General features: G+C 70.8%; 20 protein-coding genes. 12 read left to right on the forward strand and 8 right to left on the reverse strand.

What is annotated here, in order from left to right; genetic code table 11:
• The first annotated feature begins 65 nt into the window (after positions 1-65).
• Positions 66-896 (forward strand): hypothetical protein, encoded by an 831-nt coding sequence (locus tag ACZ7GZ_RS35305; protein WP_471030661.1) that lies wholly within the window; start codon positions 66-68, stop codon positions 894-896.
• Positions 897-995: 99 nt separating this feature from the next.
• Here the strand turns inward: ACZ7GZ_RS35305 and ACZ7GZ_RS35310 are convergent, their stop codons facing one another.
• Positions 996-3,395: a cation-translocating P-type ATPase gene (locus ACZ7GZ_RS35310; protein WP_471030663.1), complete on the reverse strand. Its 2,400-nt coding sequence runs from the start codon at positions 3,393-3,395 to the stop codon at positions 996-998.
• A 46-nt stretch (positions 3,396-3,441) separates the two neighbouring features.
• A complete protein-coding gene (locus ACZ7GZ_RS35315) occupies positions 3,442-3,708 on the reverse strand; it encodes a DUF2530 domain-containing protein (RefSeq protein ID WP_471030666.1) in 267 nt (88 codons plus the stop codon).
• A gap of 167 nt (positions 3,709-3,875) precedes the next feature.
• Here ACZ7GZ_RS35315 and ACZ7GZ_RS35320 point away from each other — a divergent pair, with 167 nt between their 5' ends.
• Positions 3,876-5,327: an NCS2 family permease gene (locus ACZ7GZ_RS35320; RefSeq protein ID WP_471030669.1), complete on the forward strand. Its 1,452-nt coding sequence runs from the start codon at positions 3,876-3,878 to the stop codon at positions 5,325-5,327.
• Positions 5,328-5,346: 19 nt separating this feature from the next.
• Here ACZ7GZ_RS35320 and ACZ7GZ_RS35325 read toward each other — a convergent pair whose 3' ends face one another.
• Positions 5,347-5,529, reverse strand: coding sequence for a ribbon-helix-helix protein, CopG family (locus ACZ7GZ_RS35325; protein WP_450794219.1), 183 nt, complete (start codon positions 5,527-5,529; stop codon positions 5,347-5,349).
• A 154-nt stretch (positions 5,530-5,683) separates the two neighbouring features.
• On the opposite strand from ACZ7GZ_RS35325, the gene ACZ7GZ_RS35330 reads away from it, so the two are divergent.
• Both ACZ7GZ_RS35330 and ACZ7GZ_RS35335 read left to right on the forward strand, forming a co-directional pair.
• Positions 5,684-6,121: a MarR family winged helix-turn-helix transcriptional regulator gene (locus tag ACZ7GZ_RS35330; RefSeq protein WP_076087155.1), complete on the forward strand. Its 438-nt coding sequence runs from the start codon at positions 5,684-5,686 to the stop codon at positions 6,119-6,121.
• A gap of 26 nt (positions 6,122-6,147) precedes the next feature.
• Entirely contained in the window at positions 6,148-7,494 is a 1,347-nt protein-coding gene (locus ACZ7GZ_RS35335) for an MFS transporter (RefSeq protein ID WP_471030672.1), read from the forward strand.
• Between the two features lie 87 nt (positions 7,495-7,581).
• Here ACZ7GZ_RS35335 and ACZ7GZ_RS35340 read toward each other — a convergent pair whose 3' ends face one another.
• Positions 7,582-8,097, reverse strand: coding sequence for a GNAT family N-acetyltransferase (locus ACZ7GZ_RS35340; protein ID WP_471030675.1), 516 nt, complete (start codon positions 8,095-8,097; stop codon positions 7,582-7,584).
• A 39-nt stretch (positions 8,098-8,136) separates the two neighbouring features.
• Here ACZ7GZ_RS35340 and thpR point away from each other — a divergent pair, with 39 nt between their 5' ends.
• On the forward strand, positions 8,137-8,709 hold the full coding sequence (gene thpR, locus ACZ7GZ_RS35345; protein ID WP_471030677.1) for an RNA 2',3'-cyclic phosphodiesterase: 573 nt from the start codon (positions 8,137-8,139) through the stop codon (positions 8,707-8,709).
• Between the two features lie 225 nt (positions 8,710-8,934).
• Here the strand turns inward: thpR and ACZ7GZ_RS35350 are convergent, their stop codons facing one another.
• The 3 genes from ACZ7GZ_RS35350 to ACZ7GZ_RS35360 form a co-directional block, all read right to left on the reverse strand.
• Complete coding sequence (locus tag ACZ7GZ_RS35350; protein WP_471030679.1) at positions 8,935-9,939, reverse strand: aldo/keto reductase; 1,005 nt, start codon at positions 9,937-9,939, stop codon at positions 8,935-8,937.
• Positions 9,940-9,983: 44 nt separating this feature from the next.
• Positions 9,984-10,571 carry a Uma2 family endonuclease gene (locus ACZ7GZ_RS35355; RefSeq protein ID WP_471030681.1) on the reverse strand — a complete coding sequence of 196 codons (588 nt, stop codon included), beginning with the start codon at positions 10,569-10,571 and terminating at the stop codon, positions 9,984-9,986.
• Positions 10,572-10,658: 87 nt separating this feature from the next.
• Positions 10,659-11,342, reverse strand: coding sequence for an SGNH/GDSL hydrolase family protein (locus tag ACZ7GZ_RS35360; RefSeq protein ID WP_471030683.1), 684 nt, complete (start codon positions 11,340-11,342; stop codon positions 10,659-10,661).
• 112 nt (positions 11,343-11,454) lie between these two features.
• On the opposite strand from ACZ7GZ_RS35360, the gene ACZ7GZ_RS35365 reads away from it, so the two are divergent.
• Together ACZ7GZ_RS35365 and ACZ7GZ_RS35370 are read left to right on the forward strand one after the other, a co-directional pair.
• Positions 11,455-12,447: a WD40 repeat domain-containing protein gene (locus ACZ7GZ_RS35365; protein WP_471030686.1), complete on the forward strand. Its 993-nt coding sequence runs from the start codon at positions 11,455-11,457 to the stop codon at positions 12,445-12,447.
• A gap of 97 nt (positions 12,448-12,544) precedes the next feature.
• Positions 12,545-13,513: an alpha/beta fold hydrolase gene (locus ACZ7GZ_RS35370; protein WP_471030689.1), complete on the forward strand. Its 969-nt coding sequence runs from the start codon at positions 12,545-12,547 to the stop codon at positions 13,511-13,513.
• 67 nt (positions 13,514-13,580) lie between these two features.
• On the opposite strand, the gene serC is transcribed toward ACZ7GZ_RS35370, so the two are convergent.
• On the reverse strand, positions 13,581-14,699 hold the full coding sequence (gene serC / locus ACZ7GZ_RS35375) for a phosphoserine transaminase (protein ID WP_471030692.1): 1,119 nt from the start codon (positions 14,697-14,699) through the stop codon (positions 13,581-13,583).
• 157 nt (positions 14,700-14,856) lie between these two features.
• Here serC and ACZ7GZ_RS35380 point away from each other — a divergent pair, with 157 nt between their 5' ends.
• The 5 genes from ACZ7GZ_RS35380 (at position 14,857) to ACZ7GZ_RS35400 (ending at position 22,745) form a co-directional block, all read left to right on the forward strand.
• The gene (locus ACZ7GZ_RS35380) at positions 14,857-17,832 is read left to right on the forward strand and encodes an FAD-binding and (Fe-S)-binding domain-containing protein (RefSeq protein ID WP_471030695.1); all 2,976 of its coding nucleotides are present in this window, start codon (positions 14,857-14,859) and stop codon (positions 17,830-17,832) included.
• An 87-nt stretch (positions 17,833-17,919) separates the two neighbouring features.
• Complete coding sequence (locus ACZ7GZ_RS35385) at positions 17,920-18,120, forward strand: SCO3870 family protein (protein ID WP_471030698.1); 201 nt, start codon at positions 17,920-17,922, stop codon at positions 18,118-18,120.
• Positions 18,121-18,573: 453 nt separating this feature from the next.
• Positions 18,574-20,568, forward strand: a complete 1,995-nt coding sequence (locus ACZ7GZ_RS35390; protein ID WP_471030701.1) for an ABC transporter ATP-binding protein — start codon at positions 18,574-18,576, stop codon at positions 20,566-20,568.
• Positions 20,569-20,659: 91 nt separating this feature from the next.
• Positions 20,660-21,625, forward strand: coding sequence for an EamA family transporter (locus ACZ7GZ_RS35395; RefSeq protein ID WP_471030704.1), 966 nt, complete (start codon positions 20,660-20,662; stop codon positions 21,623-21,625).
• Between the two features lie 877 nt (positions 21,626-22,502).
• A complete protein-coding gene (locus ACZ7GZ_RS35400; protein ID WP_471030705.1) occupies positions 22,503-22,745 on the forward strand; it encodes a hypothetical protein in 243 nt (80 codons plus the stop codon).
• Positions 22,746-22,841: the final 96 nt, after the last annotated feature.

A 22,841-nucleotide genomic window follows, 5' to 3' on the forward strand; every position in this document is an offset into this window, starting at 1 on the left:
GGTCACGGATCTGATCGTGCGAGTCGACCGACTCCACGATCACTTCTCCCTCCAGGGGAACGCACATGCGCATACGTGCCACCGTGGCCGCCGTCTCCGGCGCCCTGGCCCTCACCGCCCTCGCAGTCCCGGCCGCACAGGCCGTCACCGACTCGGGCACGCCGTACACCCTGAACGCCAGCTTCTCGAACGTCACGATCGCCAAGGCGATCAAGGTCGGCAGCACCAACAAGGTCAGTGCGACGTACTCGTACACGCTGACCCACGGCTCGGACGTCGACATCACCGCGAGCGACTTCTACACGGACGCCTTCCTGTACCACGGCACCTACAGCGACTCGTCCCCCGAGCTGTACGGCGACAACCCGGCGACCTGCACCGCCACCTCGTCCACCACCGCCACCTGCACCGGCACGGTGGACATCTACCCGACCGACGCCGACCCGAAGATCGCCGACGCCGGTACCTGGAACGTGGCCGCCGAGGCCGTCGCCTTCAACGGCCAGGACCAGAACAACCCCGACATGAGCAAGGTCGGCTACACGGACCAGAGCGGCCTGGGGACCACCCTGGTGCAGCGCTACTCGAAGCTGACGACCACCGTCAGCTCGACGTCCGTCTACAAGGGCAAGACCTTCACGGCGTCCGGCAAGCTCTCCCGCGCCGACTGGGACGACAACCTGTACCACGGCTACGCGAACCAGCCGGTCAAGCTCCAGTTCCGCAAGGCGGGCACGAGCACGTACACCACGGTCAAGACGGTGTACACCGACGCCTACGGCAACCTGAAGACGTCCGCGACCGCGAACTACAGCGGCTACTGGCGTTACAGCTTCGCCGGGACCACGACGACTCCGGCGGTCAGCGCCACAGGTGTGTACGTGGCCGCGAAGTGAGGTAGCGCCCCGAAGGGGCGCGGGGAACTGCGCGAGCAGCCACGGCGGACCCGCAGTTCCCCACCGGCGTCGGCCACCCAGGACCTCGTCGGCTCCCGCTCAGCGCAGCGCCTCGCGGCGGTCGGCCCACTTCCACAGGAACTCCAGGGCGACCGCCGCCACCACCGCCATGCCGACGGCGGTCCACGGCATCTCCGGGCCGACCAGCTTCAACGCGAAGAAGTCCTGCAGCCCCGGGACGGTCAGGACCAGCACGAACGCCGCACCCATCGCGGCCACCAGGGTCACCCGCCACCAGGTGTAGGGGCGGGCGACGATCGCCAGGATCCACATGGAGACGAGGAAGAGCGTCAGGGTGGCCGCACTCGTCTCGGCGTCCAGCTCGCCCGGCCCGGTGTAGGAGTGGCGGGCGATCAGGTACATCGCGAAGGTCGCCACCCCGGCCACCACGCCGCCCGGGATCGAGTACCGCATCACCCGCCGTACGAAATGCGGTTTCGCGCGCTCCTTGTTGGGGGCCAGGGCCAGGAAGAAGGCCGGGACGCCGATGGTGAGGGTGGAGAGCAGGGTCAGGTGCCGGGGCAGGAACGGATACTCCACCCGCCAGCACACCACCAGGACCGCCAGCAGCACCGAGTAGACGGTCTTCACCAGGAACAGCGTCGCCACGCGGGTGATGTTGCCGATCACCCGGCGGCCCTCGCCCACCACCGACGGCAGGCTCGCGAAGCTGTTGTCCAGCAGCACGATCTGCGCCACCGCCCGCGTCGCCTCGGAGCCGGAGCCCATGGCGACCCCGATGTCGGCGTCCTTCAGGGCGAGCACGTCGTTCACGCCGTCGCCGGTCATCGCGACGGTGTGCCCGTGCGACTGGAGCGCGCCGACCATGTCCCGTTTCTGCCGCGGGGTGACCCGCCCGAAGACGGTCCCCTCGTCCAGCGCCTCGGCCATGCCGGGCCGGTCGGCCGGCAGGTGCCGCGCGTCCACCGTCGTACCCGCCAGGCCCAGCTCGGCGGTGACCGCGCCGACCGACACCGCGTTGTCGCCGGAGATGACCTTGGCGCGGACGTCCTGGTCCGCGAAGTAGCGCAGGGTGTCGGCCGCGTCGGGCCGCAGCCGCTGTGCCAGGACGACCAGGGCGGTGGGGCGGGCGCCGTGGGCCGGCTCGGGGTCGTCCAGGTCACGGCTCGCGCGGGCCAGCAGCAGCACCCGCAGCCCCTGCTCGTTCAGGCGCTCGGTGGCGGCCAGCGCCGGGTCGCCGTCGGCGAGCAGGACGTCCGGCGCGCCGAGCAGCCAGGTGCTGGTGTCGCCGTCGGCCTCGCTGAACGCGGCCCCGCTGTACTTGCGGGCCGAGGAGAAGGGCAGCGACTCCACGCAGCGCCAGTCCTCGCTGTCCGGGTAGGCGTCGATGATCGCCTGGAGGGAGGCGTTGGGGCGCGGGTCGGACTCGCCGAGCGCGCCGAGCACCTTGCGTACGTACCCCTCGTCGGCCCCGTCGAGCGGCCGTAGCTCGGTGACGTCCATGCCGCCCTCGGTGAGCGTGCCGGTCTTGTCCAGGCAGACGGTGTCGACGCGGGCCAGTCCCTCGATCGCCGGCAGCTCCTGCACCAGGCACTGCCTGCGCCCGAGCCGGATGACACCGATCGCGAAGGCGACGGAGGTGAGCAGCACCAGCCCCTCCGGGACCATCGGAACGATGCCGCCGACGGTGCGGGCGACGGAGTCCTTGAAGCCGGTGCTCTTGACGACGAGCTGGGTGATGACGAGTCCGGCCGCCGCCGGGACCATCATCCAGGTGACGTACTTGAGGATCGTGGAGATGCCGGTGCGCAGCTCGGAGTGGACCAGGGTGAAGCGGGAGGCCTCCTCGGCGAGCTGGGCGGCGTAGGCCTCGCGGCCCACCTTGGTCGCCTGGAAGGCGCCGCCGCCCGCGACCACGAAGCTGCCGGACAGGACGGGGTCGCCGGGGCGTTTGACGACGGGGTCGGCCTCGCCGGTGAGCAGCGACTCGTCGATCTCCAGCCCGTCGGCCTCCGCGCACACCCCGTCGACCACGGCCTTGTCACCGGGGCCGATCTCGATCAGATCGTCCAGCACGATCTCGTCGGTGGCGACCTCGGTGGCCCTGCCGTCCCGGCGTACGGTCGGCCGGGCCTCCCCGATCACCGCGAGCGAGTCGAGCGTCTGCTTGGCCCGCCACTCCTGGACGATGCCGATACCGGTGTTGGCGAGGATCACGAAGCCGAACAGGCCGTCCTGGATGGGTGCGACGAACAGCGTGACCAGCCAGAGCACGCCGATGATCGCGTTGAACCGGGTGAAGACGTTGGCCCGGACGATCTCCCCGAGCGACCGGCTGCTGCGCACCGGCACGTCGTTGACGAGGCCGCGGTGGACGCGGTCCGCGACCTCGGCGCCGGTCAGCCCGGCCGAGGGTCTCTTCGGCAGTGCCACGGGGTGCACAGGGTCGAGTTCGGCGCCCGCGTCTATGTGGCTCATGCCATCGACGGTACGTGCGGATTTGCCCCGTTGCCCGCTTTACGGGTTACTCGGCCGGCGCCGTGTTCGGGCCGGCCGCCTTCTTGATCGCCGCGTCCCGCCTGCGGACGTACCAGACACCGATCAGCCCCAGGCCGCCCCCGGCCAGGCAGGTCCACAGCCACCACAGGTGCCCGTGGTCGTCGAACCAGCCGTAGAACGGCAGCTGGACCAGGAAGAGCACGAACCACACGATCGTGCCGCCGGTGATGGTGGCGACCACGGGCCCCTCCAGGGGCTCCGGCGCCTCGTGCTTGGGGGTCCACTTGGCCATGCGCACAGCTTAAGCGCCGCCCTTAGCTGCCGTCCCCCCGTTGGTCTACGCGCGGAGATAGCGATAACGCAGTCATACGTTCATACTGAAACCGTTTGCCTTTGACCACTTCCGCTCGTATGAAACTCCAACCGGCTCGGGGGACCCGGTCGGAGATGAGGTCTCGCATGTCCACCTCGGCACCCGCCAAGGCGCCCACCCCCGAGAAGCCGGGCGGTGCGCCCGCATTCGGCGCCCTCGACCGCTACTTCAGGATCTCCGAGCGCGGCAGCTCCGCCGCCCGCGAGATCCGCGGCGGTTTCGCCACCTTCTTCGCGATGGCGTACATCATCGTGCTGAACCCGATCATTCTCGGCAGCGCGAAGGACATGTACGGGCACCACCTGGACAACGGCCAGCTGGTGACGGCGACCGCGCTCACGGCCGCGTTCACCACCCTGCTGATGGGCGTCATCGGCAACGTGCCGATCGCGCTCGCCGCCGGCCTCGGCGTGAACTCGGTCGTCGCCCTCCAGCTCGCGCCCCGCATGTCCTGGCCGGACGCCATGGGCATGGTGGTCCTCGCGGGCATCGTGGTCATGCTGCTGGTCGCCACGGGGCTGCGCGAGCGCGTGATGAACGCCGTGCCGTTCGGCCTGCGCAAGGCGATCTCGATCGGTATCGGCCTGTTCATCATGCTGATCGGCCTGGTCGACTCCGGCTTCGTCACCCGTATGCCGGACGCCGCCCAGACCACCGTCCCGCTGCAGCTCGGCACGGGCGGTCATCTGCACGGCTGGCCGGTGCTGGTCTTCATCCTGGGCACGCTGCTGACCTTCGCGCTGATCGTCCGCAGGACACCGGGCGCGATCCTGATCTCGATCGTCGGCATGACCGTCCTCGCGGTGGTCCTCAACGCCGTCACCACCATCCCCTCCTGGGGTCTGACGGTCCCGAAGTGGCCGGGCAACCCGTTCTCCAGCCCCGACTTCGGCCTGGTCGGCCAGGTCAGCCTGTTCGGCGGTTTCTCCAAGGTCGGCGCGCTGACCGGCGTCCTGTTCGTCTTCACGGTCCTGCTGTCGTGCTTCTTCGACGCGATGGGCACGATCATGGGCGTCAGCGACGAGGCCAGGCTGACCGACGCCGAGGGCTACATGCCGGGCATCAACAAGGTCCTCTTCATCGACGGCCTCGCGGTCGCGGCGGGCGGTGCCAGCTCCTCCTCGGCCACCACCGCGTTCGTGGAGTCCACGGCCGGGGTCGGCGAGGGCGCCCGTACGGGCCTCGCGAACGTCGTCACGGGTGGCCTCTTCGCCGTCGCGCTGTTCCTCACCCCGATCGCCACGATGGTCCCGTCCCAGGCGGCCACCCCGGCGCTGGTCGCGGTCGGCTTCCTGATCCTGTCGAACTCGATCAAGGAGATCGACTGGGCGGACTACACCATCGCGATCCCGGCGTTCGTGACGATGCTGATGATGCCGTTCACCTACTCGATCACCAACGGCATCGGCATGGGCTTCATCACCTTCACGGTCCTGCGCCTGGCCGCCGGCCGGTTCCGGGACATCCCGGTCGCGATGTACGTCGTCTCGGCGGTGTTCACCTTCTACTACCTGATGCCGGCCCTGGGCCTGACCTGAGCCATGGCTCTCCACGGTGTCAGGTGACGCCGTAGAACCTCTCCGTCTCCTCGACGGCGGCCTGGAACCGCTCGTCGAAGTCGCCCCGGATGAGCGTGCGGACCACATAGTCCTGCACGCTCATTCCTCTTTTCGCCGCGTGCTGCCGGAGCCGTTCGAGCAGCTCCCCGTCCAACCGCAGGCTGAGCACACTGGTCCCCATGTCTACGAGGGTCGCCACATCCGGCCATCCGGCGCGTCACTTTCCTGAACCGACTCACTCATATGGGTGATCGTCGGAGTCAGTGGCGGGCATCACGCGGTATCGGGTGTGTCGCGGTGGTCTTTAGCGAGAGTAATGAGTTACTCTAAAGAACATGCCGGACCTCACCCATGGCGACGACGCAGCCGCCGTGAACTCCCTCCGCTCCGCCGTGATGCGGCTGTCCCGTCGGCTCAAGCACCAGCGGGTCGACGAGTCGCTGAGCCCCACCGAGATGTCGGTGCTCGGCACCCTCTTCCGCTGCGGCTCGGCCACCCCGGGCGAGCTGGCCCGCAAGGAGCACGTCCAGCCGCCGTCGATGACCCGCATCGTCGCGCTGCTCGAAGCCAAGGGACTGGTCCGGCTGGAGCCGCACCCCGAGGACCGGCGCCAGAAGGTCGTCACCCAGACCGAGCAGGCCGAGGCGATGCTCGAGGAGAGCCGCCGCAAGCGCAACGCGTTCCTGGCCGGTCTGGTCGAGGGCCTCGACGAGGACGAGTGGGCCGCCCTGCGCGCCGCCGCCCCCGTGCTGGAGAAACTCGCACACCTGTAAGCAGCCATCCGAGGAGGCGAACGCTTTTGAGTACGGGATCCGGAACACCTTCCGCCCCCGCACCGACCGCCACTACCAACCCCACCCCCCGCACGTCCTCGATGTTCAGCTCGCTGAAGATCAGGAACTACCGCCTCTTCTTCATCGGTCAGGTCGTCTCCAACACCGGTACCTGGATGCAGCGCATCGCCCAGGACTGGCTCGTCCTCAGCCTCACCGGCTCCTCCGCGGCCGTAGGCATCACGACGGCCCTCCAGTTCCTGCCGATGCTCCTGTTCGGCCTCTACGGCGGTGTCCTCGTGGACCGCCTCCCCAAGCGCCCCACGCTGCTGGTCACGCAGGCCTCGATGGCCCTGACGGGCCTCGCCCTCGCGTTCCTCACCCTCTCCGGTCACGTCCAGGTCTGGCACGTGTACGTCGCCGCCTTCGCCGTCGGTCTCGCCACGGTCGTCGACAACCCGGCCCGGCAGTCCTTCGTCTCCGAGATGGTCGGCCCCGCGCAGCTGCAGAACGCCGTCAGCCTGAACTCCGCGAACTTCCAGTCCGCCCGCCTGGTCGGCCCCGCCGTCGCCGGCCTCATGATCACCGGCGTGGGCACCGGCTGGGCGTTCCTCGCCAACGGCCTGTCCTTCGCCGCGCCCGTCACCGGCCTGCTGCTGATGCGCGCCCGTGAACTGCACGTGGTCGAGCGCGCGCCGCGGGGCAGGGGCCAGCTGCGCGAGGGCCTGCAGTACGTGGCCAAGCGGCCGGAGCTGATCTGGCCGATCGTCCTGGTCGGCTTCATCGGGACCTTCGGCTTCAACTTCCCGGTGTGGCTGTCGGCCTACGCGGACGACGTCTTCCACTCCGGCGCCGGCTCCTACAGCCTCTTCAACACCCTGATGGCCGTCGGATCCCTGGTCGGCGCCCTGCTGGCCGCCCGGCGCGGCACGGCCCGCCTGCGCGTCCTGATCGCCGCCGCGCTGGCCTTCGGCACGCTGGAGGTGGTGGCCGCGCTGGCACCGTCGTACTGGCTGTTCGCGCTGCTGATGGTCCCGATCGGCGTCTTCGGCCTCACGGTCAACGTCACCGCCAACACCGCGGTCCAGATGGCCACCGACCCGGCCATGCGCGGCCGGGTGATGGCCCTGTTCATGATGGTGTTCATGGGCGGCACGCCGCTGGGCGCGCCGGTCGTCGGCTGGATCACCGACACCTACGGCGCGAGGGTCGGTTTCGTCGCCGGTGGTGTCGTATCGGCCACCGCGGCCGGAGTGATCGGCCTGGTCCTGGCCCGCATCGGCGGCCTGCGGCTCACGGTGGGCTGGCACCACGGCCACCCACGGGTCCGTTTCGTGCCGCGGGAGCGGGAGGAGCTGGCGACGGCGGCGTAAGGACCCGGGGGGCGGACGGCTGCCGGGCGGCTCCGCCGTGGCCGGTCGCGCGGTTCCCCGCGCCCCTTCGGGCTCAGCGGCACCCCGCTACAGCACCCTCCGGGCCAGCAGCATCCCCGGCCACTCGTCCTCTCCGACGGTGAAGGGCCTGACCCGGGTGAACCCCTGGCGCTCGTAGTACGCGACCAGCTTGCCGTCGTCGCCCGCGTAGCAGTCCACCCGCAGCAGCGAGATCCCGGCCCGCCGCGTCTCCTCGGCCGCGTGCGCGAGCAGCGCGGCACCGGCGCCGAGACCCATGAAACGGCGGTCGGTGGCGAAGAGGTGGATGTACCGCTCGGGTTCGCCGGCGGGCTCCAGGTACGGGCCGGGGGCCTTGCTGAGGGTGAGCGCGGCCGCTGGGACGCCGTCCACCTCGGCTATGTACGGTGTGCCCGCGGCGGTGTACTGGTGCACCAGTTCCACGGCTCGCTCGCTCGTCGACCACGGCTCGGTGCCCCACTGGCCGGTACGGCCCTGTGAGACCAGCCACTCCACGGCGCTGTCGAGCATGCCGAGGATCAGGGGAGCGTCGTGGGAGCCGCCGGTGCGCACGGTGATCGTCATGGGCTCATCATGCCGACCCGATTCTGCGAAGGTGAAGGAATGAGACTCTTCGCCGCGGTGCTCCCCCCGGAGAACGTCGTCCATGAACTGGCCGTCGAGGTCGCCAGGTTGAAGAGCCGGCCCGGCGCTGAGCGGCTGCGCTGGACGGGCCGCCCGGGCTGGCACTTCACCCTCGCCTTCTACGGCGAGGTCGCCGACGATCTCGTACCCGACCTGTCGGACCGCCTGGCCCGCGCCGCCCGCCGTACGGCCCCCTTCGCCCTGGCACTCTTCGGCGGCGGCCAGTTCGGGCACGGCAAGGCCCTGTGGACGGGCGCCTCCGGCGAGGTGGAGGCGCTGCGGCTGCTGGCCGACCGGGCGGAGTCGGCGGCGCGGAAGGCGGGTGTGCCGATGGGGGAGCACCGGCGGTACAAGGCCCACCTGACGGTGGCGCGGAGCCGGGACTCGGTGGACGTACGGCCGTATGTCGAGGCGCTGCGCACCTTCGGCAGTCGTACCTGGACCGTGGACGAGTTGGTCCTGGTCCGCAGCCACCTGCCGAGATCCGGGGTGGCGGGGGAGCAGCCCCGGTACGAGGCGGTTGCCCGCTGGTCCCTGGGCGGGGCCGGTTAGGCTCGGTCACGTGGACCCGAAAACCCGGAACCGGATCATGGCCGGTGTACTTGTGCTGATGTTCGTGGTGGTGGCCGTTGCGGCGGCCGTCAGGTAGCGGCTTGGCCGGGGAGGGGCGGGAACTGCGGCCGGTTTGCCGGGCGCATGCCCGTCGTGGCCGGTCACGCGGTTCCCCGCGCCCCCTTCAGGGCGCTGCCCCGCACACGGCTGCGAACAGAATCCGCATCACCAGGCGAAGGCCTCCGGGGACGGCCCCGGGCCCGGGAAGATCTCGTCCAGGCCGGCCAGCAGCTCCTCGCTCAGCTCCAGCTCGGAGGCCCTGATCGCCGAGTCCAGCTGTTCTGCCGTACGCGGACCGACGATGGGCCCCGTCACGCCCGGACGGGTCAGCAGCCAGGCGAGGGCCACCTCGCCGGGCTCCAGGCCGTGCTTGTCGACCAGGTCCTCGTACGCCTGGACCTGGGCGCGGGCGGTGGGGTTCTTGAGGGTGTCGGCGGCCCGGCCGGAAGCGCGGCGGCCCCCCTCGACCTCCTTCTTGATGATCCCGCCGAGCAGTCCGCCGTGCAGCGGCGACCACGGGATGACCCCGAGGCCGTAGTCCTGCGCGGCCGGGATGACCTCCATCTCGGCGCGCCGCTCGGCGAGGTTGTACAGGCACTGCTCGCTGACCAGCCCGATGGTGCCGCCGCGGCGGGCGGCGGTCTCGTTGGCCTGGGCGATCTTGTAGCCGGGGAAGTTGGAGGAGCCGACGTAGAGGATCTTGCCCTGCTGGACCAGGGTGTCCATCGCCTGCCAGATCTCTTCGAACGGCGTGTTCCGGTCGATGTGGTGGAACTGGTAGAGGTCGATGTGGTCGGTCTGCAGCCGCTTGAGGCTGGCGTCCACGGCCCGGCGGATGTTCAGCGCGGAGAGCTTGTCGTGGTTGGGCCAGGCGGCCTGGCCGGGCTGGGCGTCCAGGGCCATGTTGCCGTAGACCTTGGTGGCGAGGACGACCTTGTCGCGACGGTCGCCGCCCCTGGCGAACCAGTTCCCGATGATCCGCTCGGTCCGCCCCTTGTTCTCCCCCCAGCCGTACACGTTGGCGGTGTCGAAGAGGTTGACGCCCGCGTCGAGCGCCGCGTCCATGATCGAGTGACTGTCGGCCTCGTCGGTCTGCGGGCCGAAGTTCATGGTCCCGAGAACGAGTCGGCTGACCTTGAGTCCCGTGCGTCCTAGCTGCGTGTACTTCATGGTCCTCTAGCCAACGGCTTGAAGTGCGCTCTAGGCAAGCGGCTTCAGTCGCGGGGCAGTTCGTCGGTCTTGAAGGTGAGGCGGAGGGGGGTGGTGGTCATATCGACGTCGGTTCCGTAGTCGACGCGCAGTTCGCAGGTGTAGGCGCCCTTCTTGGGCTCGGTGTACACGTGGCACCGGCCCTGGTAAGGGTCCGCGACGAGGTACACGGGGATCTCGGCCACCGCGTAGGCGGTCTTCTTGGGACCGTAGTCGTTGTGGGCGGTTCCCTTCGAGATGACCTCGGCGACGAACTCGATGTCTTCGTACCGCCAGCGACCCTCGTCGTCCTTCGCGGCACCCTCGCGCATCTTGGCCACGTCGGGGCAGAAGCCGTTCTTGGGTCCAGGGAAGTCGATACGGACGTCCGTGAAAATCCGCGCACGCCTCCCGAAGCGGTCCTCAAGTGCCCAGATGATGTGGCGAATGGTCTCCCAGTGGACGTCCCGCTGCGGCGTCATGAAGATGTCGCCCCCGACGATCTCGACCTTGTATCCCTCGGGGGTGGTCCGCTCGAGCGACTCGAACAGGTCGTCCAGAGTCAGCTCGCCGCTCTCCTCGGCCATCTCGATCCTGTCTTCGAGGGCGGTCATCGTGGCGCTCCTCCCCGGCCGCACACGGACGAGTGCAGCCGCGCACTTCAACGATACGCACCGTGACCAGGCGACGCCGGAATCAGGTCAACCCGTTCCAGCCGCGTACGCCTGACCGACCCCCCAGGCCCCCCACATCGCCCCCGCGAAGGCCTCCGCGATCCGGTGCTCCCCGCTCGCGTTGGGATGCGTCCCGTCGTACGTGTCGGCGTGGATGTCGTACCCCTCGGGCGGCGAGGCCAGCAGGATCGGGGAGCGGGGTTCGTCCAGGTCGGCCACACACTTCGCCAGCAGGACGTTGAAGAGGTCCACCTGCTCGGCGAAGGAGGCGTCCGCCTCGGCCCGGACGTTCGGGATGACCGGGAGCAGGACCATGCGGATGCGCGGGGCGGCCTCGCGGGCGCCGGTGACGAAGGCCCGTACGTTCTCCGCCGTCTGTTCGGCGTTGGTGTAGAAACCCAGGTCGATCAGGCCGAGGGAGACCAGGAGCACGTCCGCCCGGTGCCGTCGTACCGCGTCGCCGATCAGGGGTGCCATGTGCAGCCAGCCCTCGCCCCAGCCCGCCAGGTGGTGGCGCGGGAAGTCCGGATCGGCGTACGCGTACGACGTCGGGGCGTCGGCCGACTTGTCGTACAGCTCCTCGCGCGGGCCGACGAAGGTGAACGGGCCGCCGTACGTGTCGCGCAGGTGCTGCCACAGTCGGTAACGCCATGTGTGCTCGCCGGCGCTCCCGATCGTCATGGAGTCACCTACGGGCATGAACCTGAGCATCCGCTCATGATGGACGATCACGCACACCCATGGGGTGTGAGGCCCACCACGTACGACGGACCCCGGCGGTACCCGCCGGGTGAACCCCCGGGGGGAATGGCAGGCTTGCGGCATGCGTCGATCGTTCGCCGTTCTCGCCGGGGTGCTGCTCGCCGGCGCCTGCACGCTGCCCGCCTCCGCCGCCGACGGGGACGGCGACCAGGGGTTCACCCTCAAGGACCCCCGGATCACCGAGTCCAGCGGGCTCGCCGCCTCCCGGCTCCACCGCGGCATCTACTGGACGCACAACGACAGCGACGACGGGCCGTACCTCTACGCCGTGGACAGCCGGACCGGGAAGACCGTCGCCCGGGTCACGCTGCGGGGCATCGGCTCCCCGCGGGACGTCGAGGCCGTCTCCATCGGGCCGCACAACGAGATCTACCTGGGCGACATCGGTGACAACCTCGGCGGCAAGTGGCCGTACGTGTGGATCTACCGGCTGCCCGAGCCGAAGCAGCTGAAGGACCAGACGGTCACCGCGACGCAGTACGTCGTGAAGTACGCGAACGGGCCGCGGGACGCCGAGTCGCTGATCGTCCACCCGAAGACCGGGCGGGTCTACATCATCGACAAGAAGCAGGACGGCGGGCACCTGTACGAGGGCCCGGCCGCCCTCTCCACCTCCGGCGCGAACGTCTTCAAGCCGATCGCCCCCGTCGACCTCTGGGCCACGGACGCGGCCTTCTCGCCGGACGGGCGGCAACTCGCCGTGCGCGGGTACTTCGGCGGGATCTACTACGACTGGAACGGCGGTCGTATCCAGCGCGCGGGCGAACTCGAGGTGCCCCTGCAGGGACAGGGGGAGGGCGTCACGTACTCCGTCGACGGGACCGAGCTGCTGTACAGCAGCGAGGGCGCGGACAGCGCGGTGGTGGCGAAGGGCGCGCCGGGCCGCTCCGCCGCCAAGTCACCCTCGGCCGGCGGTGGTTCGGCCACGGCCGGGGGTGGGACCGGCGGCGGGTTCGGGATCGGAGGCAGCGGGAGTCTGACGGTCGGTGCCGTCGTCGTCGCGGTCGGAGCGCTCGTCCTCTTCGGGATGCGGGGCCTGCGGCGGCGCGGCTGAGGCCCCGGGCGCAGACGCCGGGGTCTTGGCGTCAGTCTGCCGGAGTTGTCCGGCTCGGACCGTAACTGCATGTACGGTGCAGACGTATCCTCGCGCCATGGTTCAGCACCGCATGGTCGACGTGAACGGTATCCGGCTGCACGTCGCGGAGGAGGGCGAGGGCCCGCTCGTCGTGCTGCTGCACGGCTTCCCCGAGTCCTGGCACTCCTGGCGCCACCAGTTCGGCCCGCTGGCCGCCGCCGGGTTCCGGGTCGCCGCCCCCGACCAGCGCGGATACGGCCGCAGTGACCACCCGCAGGACGTGGACGCGTACAGCATCCTCCATCTCGTCGGGGACGTGATCGGGCTGATCCACGCCCTGGGCGAGAAGCAGGCGTTCGTCGTCGGGCACGACTGGGGCGCGCCCGTGGCGTGGCACACCGCGCTGCTGCGGCCCGACGTGGTGCGCGGGGTCGCGGGGCTGAGCGTGCCGCCGCCGTTCCGCGGGGAGAGGCCGCCGCTCGTCGCCATGCAGGAGCGGTTCGGCGGGCGGTTCTACTGGAACTACTTCAACCGGCCCGGGCTCGCGGACGCCGAGTTCGCCAAGGACACCCGTACCGCCCTGCGCAAGCTGTTCTCCTCCGCCTCCGGTGACGCCCCCGACGCCGGCCGCCCCGACCAGGCCCTGGTGGCCGACCCGGAGCGGGGCTGGCTCGCGGACATGACCGACCCGGAGGTGCTGCCGGACTGGCTCAGCGAGGAGGACCTGGACGAGCTCACCGAGAGCCACGCCAAGGGCTTCACCGGCGCCCTGAACTGGTACCGCAACCTGGACCGCAACTGGGAGCTGACCGCGGCCTGGCACGGCGCGGTCGTCAGCCCGCCCGCGCTGTACCTGTACGGCGACCGCGACCTGGTCCCGGCGTTCCCGGGCATGCCCGAACTCATCGCGGGGCTCCCGGAGTTGATGCCCAACCTGCGCCGCGAGCCGATCCTGCTGCCGGGCTGCGGCCACTGGACGCAGCAGGAGCGGCCCGAGGAAGTGAACGCCGCGCTGATCGAGTTCCTGACGGAGCTGCGGGGCTGAGGCCGCCCGCGACACGGGAGAGGGGCGCCCGGTGTGCACCGGGCGCCCCTCCTGTGTACCGAAGTGATCAGAGCCGCTCGATCACGTAGTCGACGCACTTCGTCAGCGCCTCGACGTCCGCCGGGTCGATCGCCGGGAACATCGCGACGCGCAGCTGGTTGCGGCCGAGCTTGCGGTACGGCTCGGTGTCCACGATGCCGTTGGCGCGCAGCACCTTGGCGACGGCGGCCGCGTCGATCTCGTCGGAGAAGTCGATCGTGCCGATGACCTGCGAGCGCTTGGCCGGGTCGGCGACGAACGGGGTGGCGTACTTGGACTCCTCCGCCCAGGAGTACAGGCGGCTGGAGGAGTCCTTGGTGCGGGCCGTGGACCAGGCGAGGCCGCCCTGGCCGTTGAGCCACTCCAGCTGCTGGTTCAGCAGGAACAGGGTGGCCAGCGCCGGGGTGTTGTACGTCTGGTTCTTGCGGGAGTTGTCGATCGCGGTCGGGAGCGAGAAGAACTCCGGGACGTGGCGGCCGGACGCGTGGATGCGCTCGGCGCGCTCGATCGCGGCCGGGGAGAAGACGCCGATCCACAGGCCGCCGTCGGAGGCGAAGGACTTCTGCGGGGCGAAGTAGTAGACGTCGGTCTCGGCGACGTCGACCGGGAGGCCGCCCGCGCCACTCGTCGCGTCCACGAGGACGAGCGCGCCCTCGTCGGCCCCTTCGACCCGCTTGATCGGCATGGCGACGCCGGTCGAGGTCTCGTTGTGGGTGAAGGCGTAGACGTCGACGCCCGCCTCGGCCCGTGCCTCGGGGTGGGTGCCGGGGTCGGTGGAGACGACGGTCGGCTCGGCCAGCCAGGGCGCCAGCTTGGCGGCCTTGGCGAACTTGGAGGAGAACTCGCCGAAGCTCAGGTGCTGGGACTTGTTCTCGATCAGGCCGTGGGTGGCGATGTCCCAGAAAGCGGTCGAGCCGCCGTTGCCGAGTACCACCTCGTAGCCCTCGGGGAGGGAGAACAGGGAGCTGATGCCCTCACGGACCTGGCCCACCAGGTTCTTGACGGGGGCCTGGCGGTGGGAGGTGCCCAGGAGGGACGTACCGGTGGCGGCGAGGGCGTCCAGCGCCTCGGTGCGCACCTTGGAGGGGCCCGCGCCGAAACGTCCGTCGGCGGGCTTGATGTCAGCGGGGATCTGGATGTCGGCCACGAGTCGGAGGGTATCCCGCTGGGCGAAACCGGGCGCAACAGCGTCCGTCGGATGAGACAAGATCGCCGAAGCGTGGACTTGTGAAGTAGTGCGACGATATGCGCTGGCCTGTGGAAAACTTTCGGTGACTGTCCGTGAGCGGAGGCATCCTGGACGCATGACGGATCACTCGGGTCTCGAAGCGCAGCTGCGCGGCGCCGTCCGGGGCGAGGTCGGTTTCGACACCACCTCCCGGGCGCTGGTCACCATGGACGCGTCCAACTACCGGCGTGTCCCGCTGGGCGTGGTCGCCCCCAGAGACGCCGACGACGTGGCCGCCGCGCTGGAGGTCTGCCGGGCGCGCGGGGTGCCCGTGGTGGCGCGCGGCGGGGGCACGTCGATCGCCGGTCAGGCGACCGGCACCGGAGTGGTGCTGGACTTCACCCGGCACATGAACGGCCTGCTGGAGCTGGATCCGGGCACTCGCACGGCCGTCGTACAGCCGGGGCTCGTCCTCGACCGGCTCCAGGAGGCCGCCGCCCCGCACGGCCTGCGCTTCGGCCCGGATCCGTCCACACACAGCCGCTGCACGCTCGGCGGAATGATCGGCAACAACTCCTGCGGCTCGCACTCGGTGGCCTGGGGGACGACCGCGGACAGCGTGCGCGAGCTGTCCGTCATCACCGCGCCGGGACGCCGGCTGCGGCTCGGTCGCGGCTGGGCGGGCGCACCGGAAGGGCTGCGCGAGCTGACGGAGGGCGAACTGGCCCGGCTGCGCACCGGATTCCCGGACCTGCCCCGCCGCATCTCCGGATACGCGCTGGACGCGCTGCTGCCCGAGAAGGGCGCGGACGTCGCCCGCTCCTTCTGCGGTTCGGAGGGCACCCTCGGCGTCCTCACCGAAGCGGTCGTCCACCTGGTGCAGGCCCCACGCGCGCGTGCCCTGGCCGTGCTGGCGTACGGCGACGAGAGCGCCGCGGCCGAGGCCGCCGCCGGGCTGCTGCCGCTCGGCCCCCTGACGGTGGAGGGCATGGCTGCCGACCTGGTGCGCTCGCCGGCCGGACTGCCCGCGGGGGGCGCCTGGCTGTTCGTGGAGACCGGCGGGGAGTCACCGGCCGGGGCACGCGCGCGTGCGCAGGACATCGTCCGAGCGGCCGACGTGGTCGACTCCCTGGTGGTGACGGACCCGGCCGCCCAGCGTGCCCTGTGGCGCATCCGCGAGGACGCGAGCGGCACGGCCACGCGGATGCCGGACGGCAGTGAGGCATGGCCCGGCTGGGAGGACTGCGCGGTGCCGCCCGCCCGGCTCGGCGCCTATCTGCGGGACTTCCGCGCCCTGCTGGCGGCGCATGGCCTGCGCGGCACGCCGTACGGCCACTTCGGCGACGGCTGCATCCACGTCCGTATCGACTTCGACCTGCTCACCGAGGCCGGCATCGGCCGCTTCCGCCGCTTCTCCGGGGAACTGGCCGACCTGGTGGTGGAGCACGGCGGCTCGCTGTCCGGGGAGCACGGCGACGGGCAGGCCCGCGCGGAGCTGCTGCCGCGCATGTACGGCGCCGAGACGGTCCGGCTCTTCGAGCGGGCCAAGGCGGTCTGGGACCCCGACGACCTGCTCAACCCCGGCATGCTGGTCCGCCCCGCCCCGCTCGACGCCAACCTCCGCTTCTCCGTGCTGCCGCGAGGGCCCGTCGACGTGGCCTTCGGCTATCCGGCCGACGGCGGCGACTTCCGCGCGGCCGTCCGCCGCTGCGTCGGCGTCGCCAAGTGCCGTACGACCGCGGCGGCCGGCCCCGCCGTGATGTGCCCGTCCTTCCGGGCGACCGGCGAGGAGGAGCACTCCACGCGCGGCCGGGCCCGGCTGCTGCACGAGATGCTCGCGGGTGAACTGGTCGGCGACGGCTGGCGGTCCACGGAGGTCCGGGACGCCCTGGACCTGTGTCTGTCCTGCAAGGGCTGCCGCTCCGACTGCCCGGTCGGCGTGGACATGGCCACCTACAAGGCGGAGTTCCTGCACCACCACTACGCCGGCCGCCGCCGTCCCGCCGCCCACCTCAGCATGGGCCGCCTGCCGCAGTGGCTGCGCTGGGTGGCCGCCACCCGCACGGCCCCGCTGCTCAACGCCCTGGCCTCGGTGGGGCCGTTGGCCCGCGCCGGGAAGCGGCTGGGCGGGATCGCGGTGGAGCGGCAGATTCCCCGGCTGGCGACGGAGACGTTCACCGGCTGGTGGCGCCGGAGAAAGCCGGCGCGGGGTCCGGTGCCGGGGACGGGTGGTCCGGTGCCGGGGCCGGGTGGTCCGGTGCCGGGGCCGGGTGGTCCGGTGCCCGAGGCCGGCGGCTCCGGGACGGGCGACCTGGTCGTCCTCTGGCCGGACACCTTCACCGAGCATCTGTCCCCCTCCGTCGGCCGGGCCGCCGTCCGGGTGCTGGAGGCCGCCGGCCTGCGCGTGACCCTGCCGCCCACCCTCCTCCCCCGCCGGGGAGAGATCGGGGACGGCCGCACCCGGGCCGCCACCGCACTCCTCACCGCCCGCCGGGCCCGGGTCTGCTGTGGCCTCACCTACATCTCCACCGGCCAACTGGACCACGCCCGCAGGGTGCTGCGCCGCACGCTCGACCTCATGGAACCGGTGCTGCGGGCCGGCGTCCCGGTCGTCGTCCTGGAACCGAGCTGCGCGTCCGCCCTGCGCACCGACCTGCCCGAGCTGCTGTCCGACGACCCCCGGGCGGCCCGGCTCGCCTCGCTGGTCGAGACGTTCGCCGAGGCTCTGGAACGGCACGCCGGACACTGGACCCCTCCCGTCGTCGGCCGCCCGGTCGCCGGCCAGACCCACTGCCACCAGCACGCGGTGCTCGGCGACGGCCCCGACCGCCGCCTGCGCGAGTCCGCGGGCCTCACCGGCGAGCTGAGCGGAGGCTGCTGCGGCCTCGCGGGCAACTTCGGCTTCGAGAAAGGCCACTTCGAGGTGTCGGGAGCCTGCGCGCAGGAGCAGCTCCTCCCCTCTGTCCGCGCGGCGCCCGAGCGGACGGTGATCCTGGCCGACGGCTTCTCCTGCCGCACCCAACTGGAACAGCTGGCCGGAGTGCGGGGCCGGCATCTGGCGCAGGTGCTGGCGGAGGCAATGGAGGGGCAGGAGGAGGAGCCGGGGACTTGAGGGGCGTTCGATAAGCCAAGGGCGGTTCGGCGGCAGATACATAGACTCGGGATCGACCAGTCGTCTCGCAGTTCAGAGGAACTACCCATGAACAAGGTCCCGTTCGCATCCTTGACCGGCGTGATCACGGCGCTCGGCACGGCTCTCGCCTTCCTCACGCTCCAGCTCCGCTCGCACGGCTACGAGCCGTACGTCGAATCCGTGGCCACCGCCAGCGTCGTGATGTACGTCACCGCGGCTCTCGTCGCGGTGACGTGGGTCCGTGCCGGTCGTCAGCACTCGAACTGAACCTCTTCGACGGAGGGGCCGGCGGCCGGGGGTTCATAGGGCTGCGCTCAGGTTCATAAGAGAACTCTCAGCTTCGCACGGGTCTCTCAGGAACCTCAAAGGTATTCACAGCAGCCCCCTTGCCAATTCTGGGCTGGTGGCTACCGGGCGGCGTGTAGCTTCTTCGGTGTCGGGTTCCGGACGCGGAATTCGGCACCACACACGAACAGTGCGACATTAGGAGTCGGAATGAGCCTCAAGAAGCTCGCCCCGCTGTCCCCGAAGCCGAAGAAGCAGCTGCCCCCGCCGCCCCCGCCGAAGCCCAAGAAGAAGCACGCGCCGAAGCCGCTGCCCGGCCAGCACCGTTGATCCGGCGCTGAACTGAAAGGGGCCGATGGTGCACCGTCGGCCCCTTTTCTCTTTCTTCCGGGAAGGTGATTCGAGAGGAGAATCCAATGGCTGACGGAGAATTCAATGACGGGCGAGAGTGACGAGGGTGACGAGTTCGAGTACGAAACTCCCACCGTTCCCGCCCGGACGGCGTTCCGCCGTTTCTGGCCGCTGACAAAAGGGCTCAGGAAATGGCTGCTCCTCGTGTGGGTGTGCACGGTGCTCGCCGCGCTCGCCGAGACCGAGGCCATCCTGCTGTTCAGCGACCTCACCGACCAAGCCCTGCAGAAGGGCTCACTGGCCGCGTTCTGGGGCCCGGCGGCGAAGTGGCTGGGCGTCGCGGTGCTCGGCGCGCTCGTCGCGTACGCCGGCAACTCCCTCGCCGCCTGGGCGACCGAGCGGTTCGTGATGCGGCTGCGCGAGCACGTCTTCGACCACGTCCAGCGACTGCCCCCGCACTTCTTCCAGCGCCACCGCCAGGGCGATCTGCTCTCCCGGCTGACCAGCGACGTCGAGGCGATCGAGACGATGGTCGTGTCCGGCCTGGTCGGTGCCGCCTCGGCGGCCTTCTCCGCCCTCTTCTACGCGGTCGCCGCGTTCTGGCTGCGCTGGGACCTGGCCGCCGCCACCTTCGTCCTCGCGCCCCTGTTCTGGCTGGCCGCCCGCCGCTTCTCCGGTTCCATCAAGGACGTCTCCCGCGAGGGCCGGGCCGCCGACGGCGCGATCACCTCCGTGGTGGAGGAGTCCCTCGGCAACATCGTCCTCACCCAGGCCTACGACCGCCGGGACGCCGAACGCCGCCGGCTGCACGAGGAGGCCAGCGCCTGGTTCCGCGCCTCGGTCCGCTCCACCCGTCTGAACGAGGCCTACGAACAACTCGTCCAGGTCATCGAGACGGTCTGTGTGCTCGCCGTGATCGGTATCGGCGCCTGGGAGATCTCCAGGGGCCGGATGACCCTCGGCCAGCTCCTCGCCTTCGCCGCCTTCCTCGGCTACCTCTACCCGCCGGTACGCGGCCTCGCCCAGCTGGGTCTCACCGTCACCGCCGCCACGGCGGGCGCCGAACGGCTCATCGAGATCCTCGACGTCCATCCGTCGGTCACCGACCCGCGGCGCCCTTCGGACGGGGGCCGTCCGGACGGAACCGTCGAGGTCCGGGACGTGACCTTCCGCTACCCGGGCGCCGAGCAGAGCGCCCTCGAAGGACTGTCCTTCTCGGTGAGTCCCGGCGAGCTGGTGATCGTCACCGGTCCGAGCGGCGCGGGCAAGTCCACGGTGTCCAAGCTCCTGCTCCGCTTCTACGACCCGGACGCGGGCGAGGTCCTGCTCGACGGCATACCGCTCCGCGGCTTCCCGCTGTCACGCCTACGTGAGTACGTCACACTGCTTCCCCAGGAGACCCTGGTGCTGCACGACACCGTGCGCGCCAACATAGCCTGCGGCCGGCCCGGCGCCAGCGACCAGGCGATCGAGGAGGCGGCGAAGGCCGCGGACGCCCACGACTTCATCGTGCGGTTGCCCGACGGTTACGACACACAGGTGGACCCCCACTCGGCCCGCCTGTCCGGCGGCCAGCTGCAGCGTCTGGCCATCGCCCGCGCCGTCCTGCGCGACGCCCCCGTCCTGGTCCTGGACGAGCCGACGACCGGCCTGGACGCGATGGCGGCCCGCCGCGTCGTCAAGCCCCTGCGCCGCCTGATGACCGGCCGCACGACGATCATGATCACCCACGATCTCAACCTCGCCCCCGACGCCGACCGCATCCTCGTCGTCGACCGGGGCCGGATCGTGGAGACCGGCCGCCACGACGAACTCCTCGCCCGGGGCGGGGCGTACGCACGGCTGCACCGCTCGCAGAACAACGCGACGACGGACACCGGTGAGCTGCGCATGCCGCTGTGGGAGGAGGAGCAGGCGCCGCGGCCGGCCCCCGCGCACGAGTCCGGACAGGGGTACGAGGCGCACGCATCCGCGGAGACCTGGCGCCGGCCCGGCCGCGAGCCGTACGGAAACGTGCCGTCGTACCTCCCCGACGGCCGCCCCCTGTTCCGCGACGAGCAGCCCTGGCCCGGTATCTGACAGCCGCTGGAGTTCCACCATCCGGGACAGTGCCGTAAGGGGTTCACGCTCCTGTCGAAGTCCATTACCCTGGACTTGGCAGTACATCGCGATGAACAAACCCGATCAAGCACCAGGACCGCCCGTGACCGTCACCTCCAGCACCACCCCGCAGACCCCGGTCACCCCTGTCCCCGGACCGCGCCGCTTCGGCTCGCTCGGCCCGGTCGGACTGGTCCTGTCCGGCGGCATCTCCGTTCAGTTCGGCGGCGCCCTCGCGGTGACGCTGATACCCCGGGCCGGCGCACCGGGCGTCGTCACCCTGCGCCTGCTGGCTGCGGCGGCGGTCCTCCTGCTCTTCTGCCGCCCCCGGCTGCGCGGCCACTCCCGCGCCGACTGGGGCACGGTCGTCGCGTTCGGTGTCGCCATGGGCGCGATGAACGGCCTCTTCTACGAGGCGGTGGCCCGTATCCCGCTGGGCCCGGCGGTCACCCTGGAGGTCCTCGGCCCCCTGACCCTCTCGGTCCTGGCCTCCCGCCGCGCGATCAACGCGCTCTGGGCGGGACTGGCCCTGCTCGGCGTCTTCCTGCTGGGCGGCGGAGGCTTCAGCAACCTCGACCCCATAGGTGTCGCATTCGCCCTGGGCGCCGGAGCCATGTGGGCGGTCTACATCCTCTTCAGCGCCCGTACGGGCCGCCGCTTCCCCCAGGCGGACGGCCTGGCCCTGGCCATGGCGGTGGCGGCCCTCCTCTTCCTCCCGATCGGCATGGCCGCGGCAGGCCCCCGCCTGCTCAACCCCACCACCATGGCCCTCGGCTCCGCGGTGGCCCTGCTCTCCTCGGTCCTCCCCTACACCCTCGAACTGCTGGCCCTGCGCCGTCTGCCCGCCTCCACCTTCGCGATCCTGATGAGCCTCGAACCGGCGCTCGCGGCAACGGCCGGGTTCCTCGTCCTCGGTCAGTCCCTGTCCCTTCCGGAGGCGGGCGCCATCGCCCTGGTCATCGCAGCGAGCATCGGCGCGGTCCGCACCCAGGTGGGCAGGGGCAAGGCCCGCGTGGAACCGGCCCCGGAGGCCTGACGTCCCGATCCGGCGTCATGCGGCTCCATGCCGGGACCGTCCGGCCCAGGTCGACCACCGTCTGACCGTGACCGGTGCCGGCCGCCTGCCCCACCTGGTGAGGGCGCTCGCCGACCGGTCCCTCGCCCACCGCCCCGCCATCGCCGCATCCCCGGCGCCACAGCGGTTGTCGGTACGCCGACGTGCTGCGCGAGCGGGAGATCCCCGGGGCGGGCCCAGCGGCGTGACGAACCGGGGACCACGTCCGAAGGAGCCCTGGAAATCGCCGGGTTCAAGCATGGCCGGCACGCTCCGCAGGTCGCCGAGACGGATCCCGTCCCGCTGATCGCCGTGGCCCAGCTGTACCGGCGAGATGCGCCCGGCCTGCCCGACCTGGGGCTGTTGTGGCGCCACTCGCAGGACGTCGGCCCGCTCCTGACCGGGCAGCCGGTCCCCGAGGTCGTCGGCCGCCCTCGAACACCTCCCGGTGCCCTGTGTGTTGAGCCCCGAGGCCATCGCGGACTTTCCTGGTTCGAAGAACTCTCTCCACGCCCTCCGACGGGAAGGTCGTAGTTGCATCCCCTATAAGGACCAACGGGGCGCGGACCGTGGCGCCAGTCCCGAAGCAACCCGGGTGCCGACGCGGCGAGTTCGGTTCAGGCCCTCGGGTGAAGATGAGCCCCGGATGTGTTCGACGAGCCCGTCACACCCTCGCTGACCACCCGTTTTCCCTCTGCCGCACAAGATGTGAGGGGCTCACTGGGTGATGTGCCGCGTATAGCGGTCAGCCGAGGCCGGCGTATCCCCGGAAACCCGTTCAGATCCGCCCCTGACGGGGGCTCACCCGCTCGGATGCGCTCGGCGAGCGACTGGTTGCAAGGGTGTGCATGGTGAGTTCATGAACACTACACCTCGCTCCAAGAAGGCCGTTTCCCGCATTCCGCGAGTATTCGCGGTGAGTGCCGCCGTGGGCATCGCTTGCGCGGCGGGGGTGGCAACCGCCACATCCGCCGTGGCCGCGACACCCGCCACGCACGTCGCCACCAAGGCCGCTCCAGCCTACGGCCACGGCGGCGGCGGGGACGGCGAGCACTTCCAGTGCGGCAACGGCCTCCTCGACCTGCTCAACTTCTGCAACTGACGGACGACCGGCGGTAGTTCCCGGCCGCCAAGCACACAACCGCACATGAAAGAAGTCCACCCACCCATCCATCCCAGGGCGGTCAGGAACAGGGAA

It is taken from the genome of Streptomyces sp. NPDC037288, assembly GCF_055603265.1.

Coding starts and splice junctions, on each gene's coding strand:
- thpR (WP_471030677.1), top strand. CDS start 8,137: ATGAGACTCTTCGCCGCGGTGCTCCCCCCGGAGAACGTCGTCCATGAA.
- ACZ7GZ_RS35305 (WP_471030661.1), top strand. CDS start 66: ATGCGCATACGTGCCACCGTGGCCGCCGTCTCCGGCGCCCTGGCCCTC.
- ACZ7GZ_RS35400 (WP_471030705.1), top strand. CDS start 22,503: ATGAACACTACACCTCGCTCCAAGAAGGCCGTTTCCCGCATTCCGCGA.
- ACZ7GZ_RS35355 (WP_471030681.1), bottom strand. CDS start 10,571: ATGACCGCCCTCGAAGACAGGATCGAGATGGCCGAGGAGAGCGGCGAG.
- ACZ7GZ_RS35330 (WP_076087155.1), top strand. CDS start 5,684: ATGCCGGACCTCACCCATGGCGACGACGCAGCCGCCGTGAACTCCCTC.
- ACZ7GZ_RS35360 (WP_471030683.1), bottom strand. CDS start 11,342: ATGCTCAGGTTCATGCCCGTAGGTGACTCCATGACGATCGGGAGCGCC.
- ACZ7GZ_RS35380 (WP_471030695.1), top strand. CDS start 14,857: ATGACGGATCACTCGGGTCTCGAAGCGCAGCTGCGCGGCGCCGTCCGG.
- ACZ7GZ_RS35390 (WP_471030701.1), top strand. CDS start 18,574: ATGACGGGCGAGAGTGACGAGGGTGACGAGTTCGAGTACGAAACTCCC.
- ACZ7GZ_RS35340 (WP_471030675.1), bottom strand. CDS start 8,097: ATGACGATCACCGTGCGCACCGGCGGCTCCCACGACGCTCCCCTGATC.
- ACZ7GZ_RS35385 (WP_471030698.1), top strand. CDS start 17,920: ATGAACAAGGTCCCGTTCGCATCCTTGACCGGCGTGATCACGGCGCTC.
- ACZ7GZ_RS35350 (WP_471030679.1), bottom strand. CDS start 9,939: ATGAAGTACACGCAGCTAGGACGCACGGGACTCAAGGTCAGCCGACTC.
- ACZ7GZ_RS35320 (WP_471030669.1), top strand. CDS start 3,876: ATGTCCACCTCGGCACCCGCCAAGGCGCCCACCCCCGAGAAGCCGGGC.
- ACZ7GZ_RS35370 (WP_471030689.1), top strand. CDS start 12,545: ATGGTTCAGCACCGCATGGTCGACGTGAACGGTATCCGGCTGCACGTC.
- ACZ7GZ_RS35395 (WP_471030704.1), top strand. CDS start 20,660: ATGAACAAACCCGATCAAGCACCAGGACCGCCCGTGACCGTCACCTCC.
- ACZ7GZ_RS35310 (WP_471030663.1), bottom strand. CDS start 3,395: ATGAGCCACATAGACGCGGGCGCCGAACTCGACCCTGTGCACCCCGTG.
- ACZ7GZ_RS35325 (WP_450794219.1), bottom strand. CDS start 5,529: ATGGGGACCAGTGTGCTCAGCCTGCGGTTGGACGGGGAGCTGCTCGAA.
- ACZ7GZ_RS35365 (WP_471030686.1), top strand. CDS start 11,455: ATGCGTCGATCGTTCGCCGTTCTCGCCGGGGTGCTGCTCGCCGGCGCC.
- ACZ7GZ_RS35315 (WP_471030666.1), bottom strand. CDS start 3,708: ATGGCCAAGTGGACCCCCAAGCACGAGGCGCCGGAGCCCCTGGAGGGG.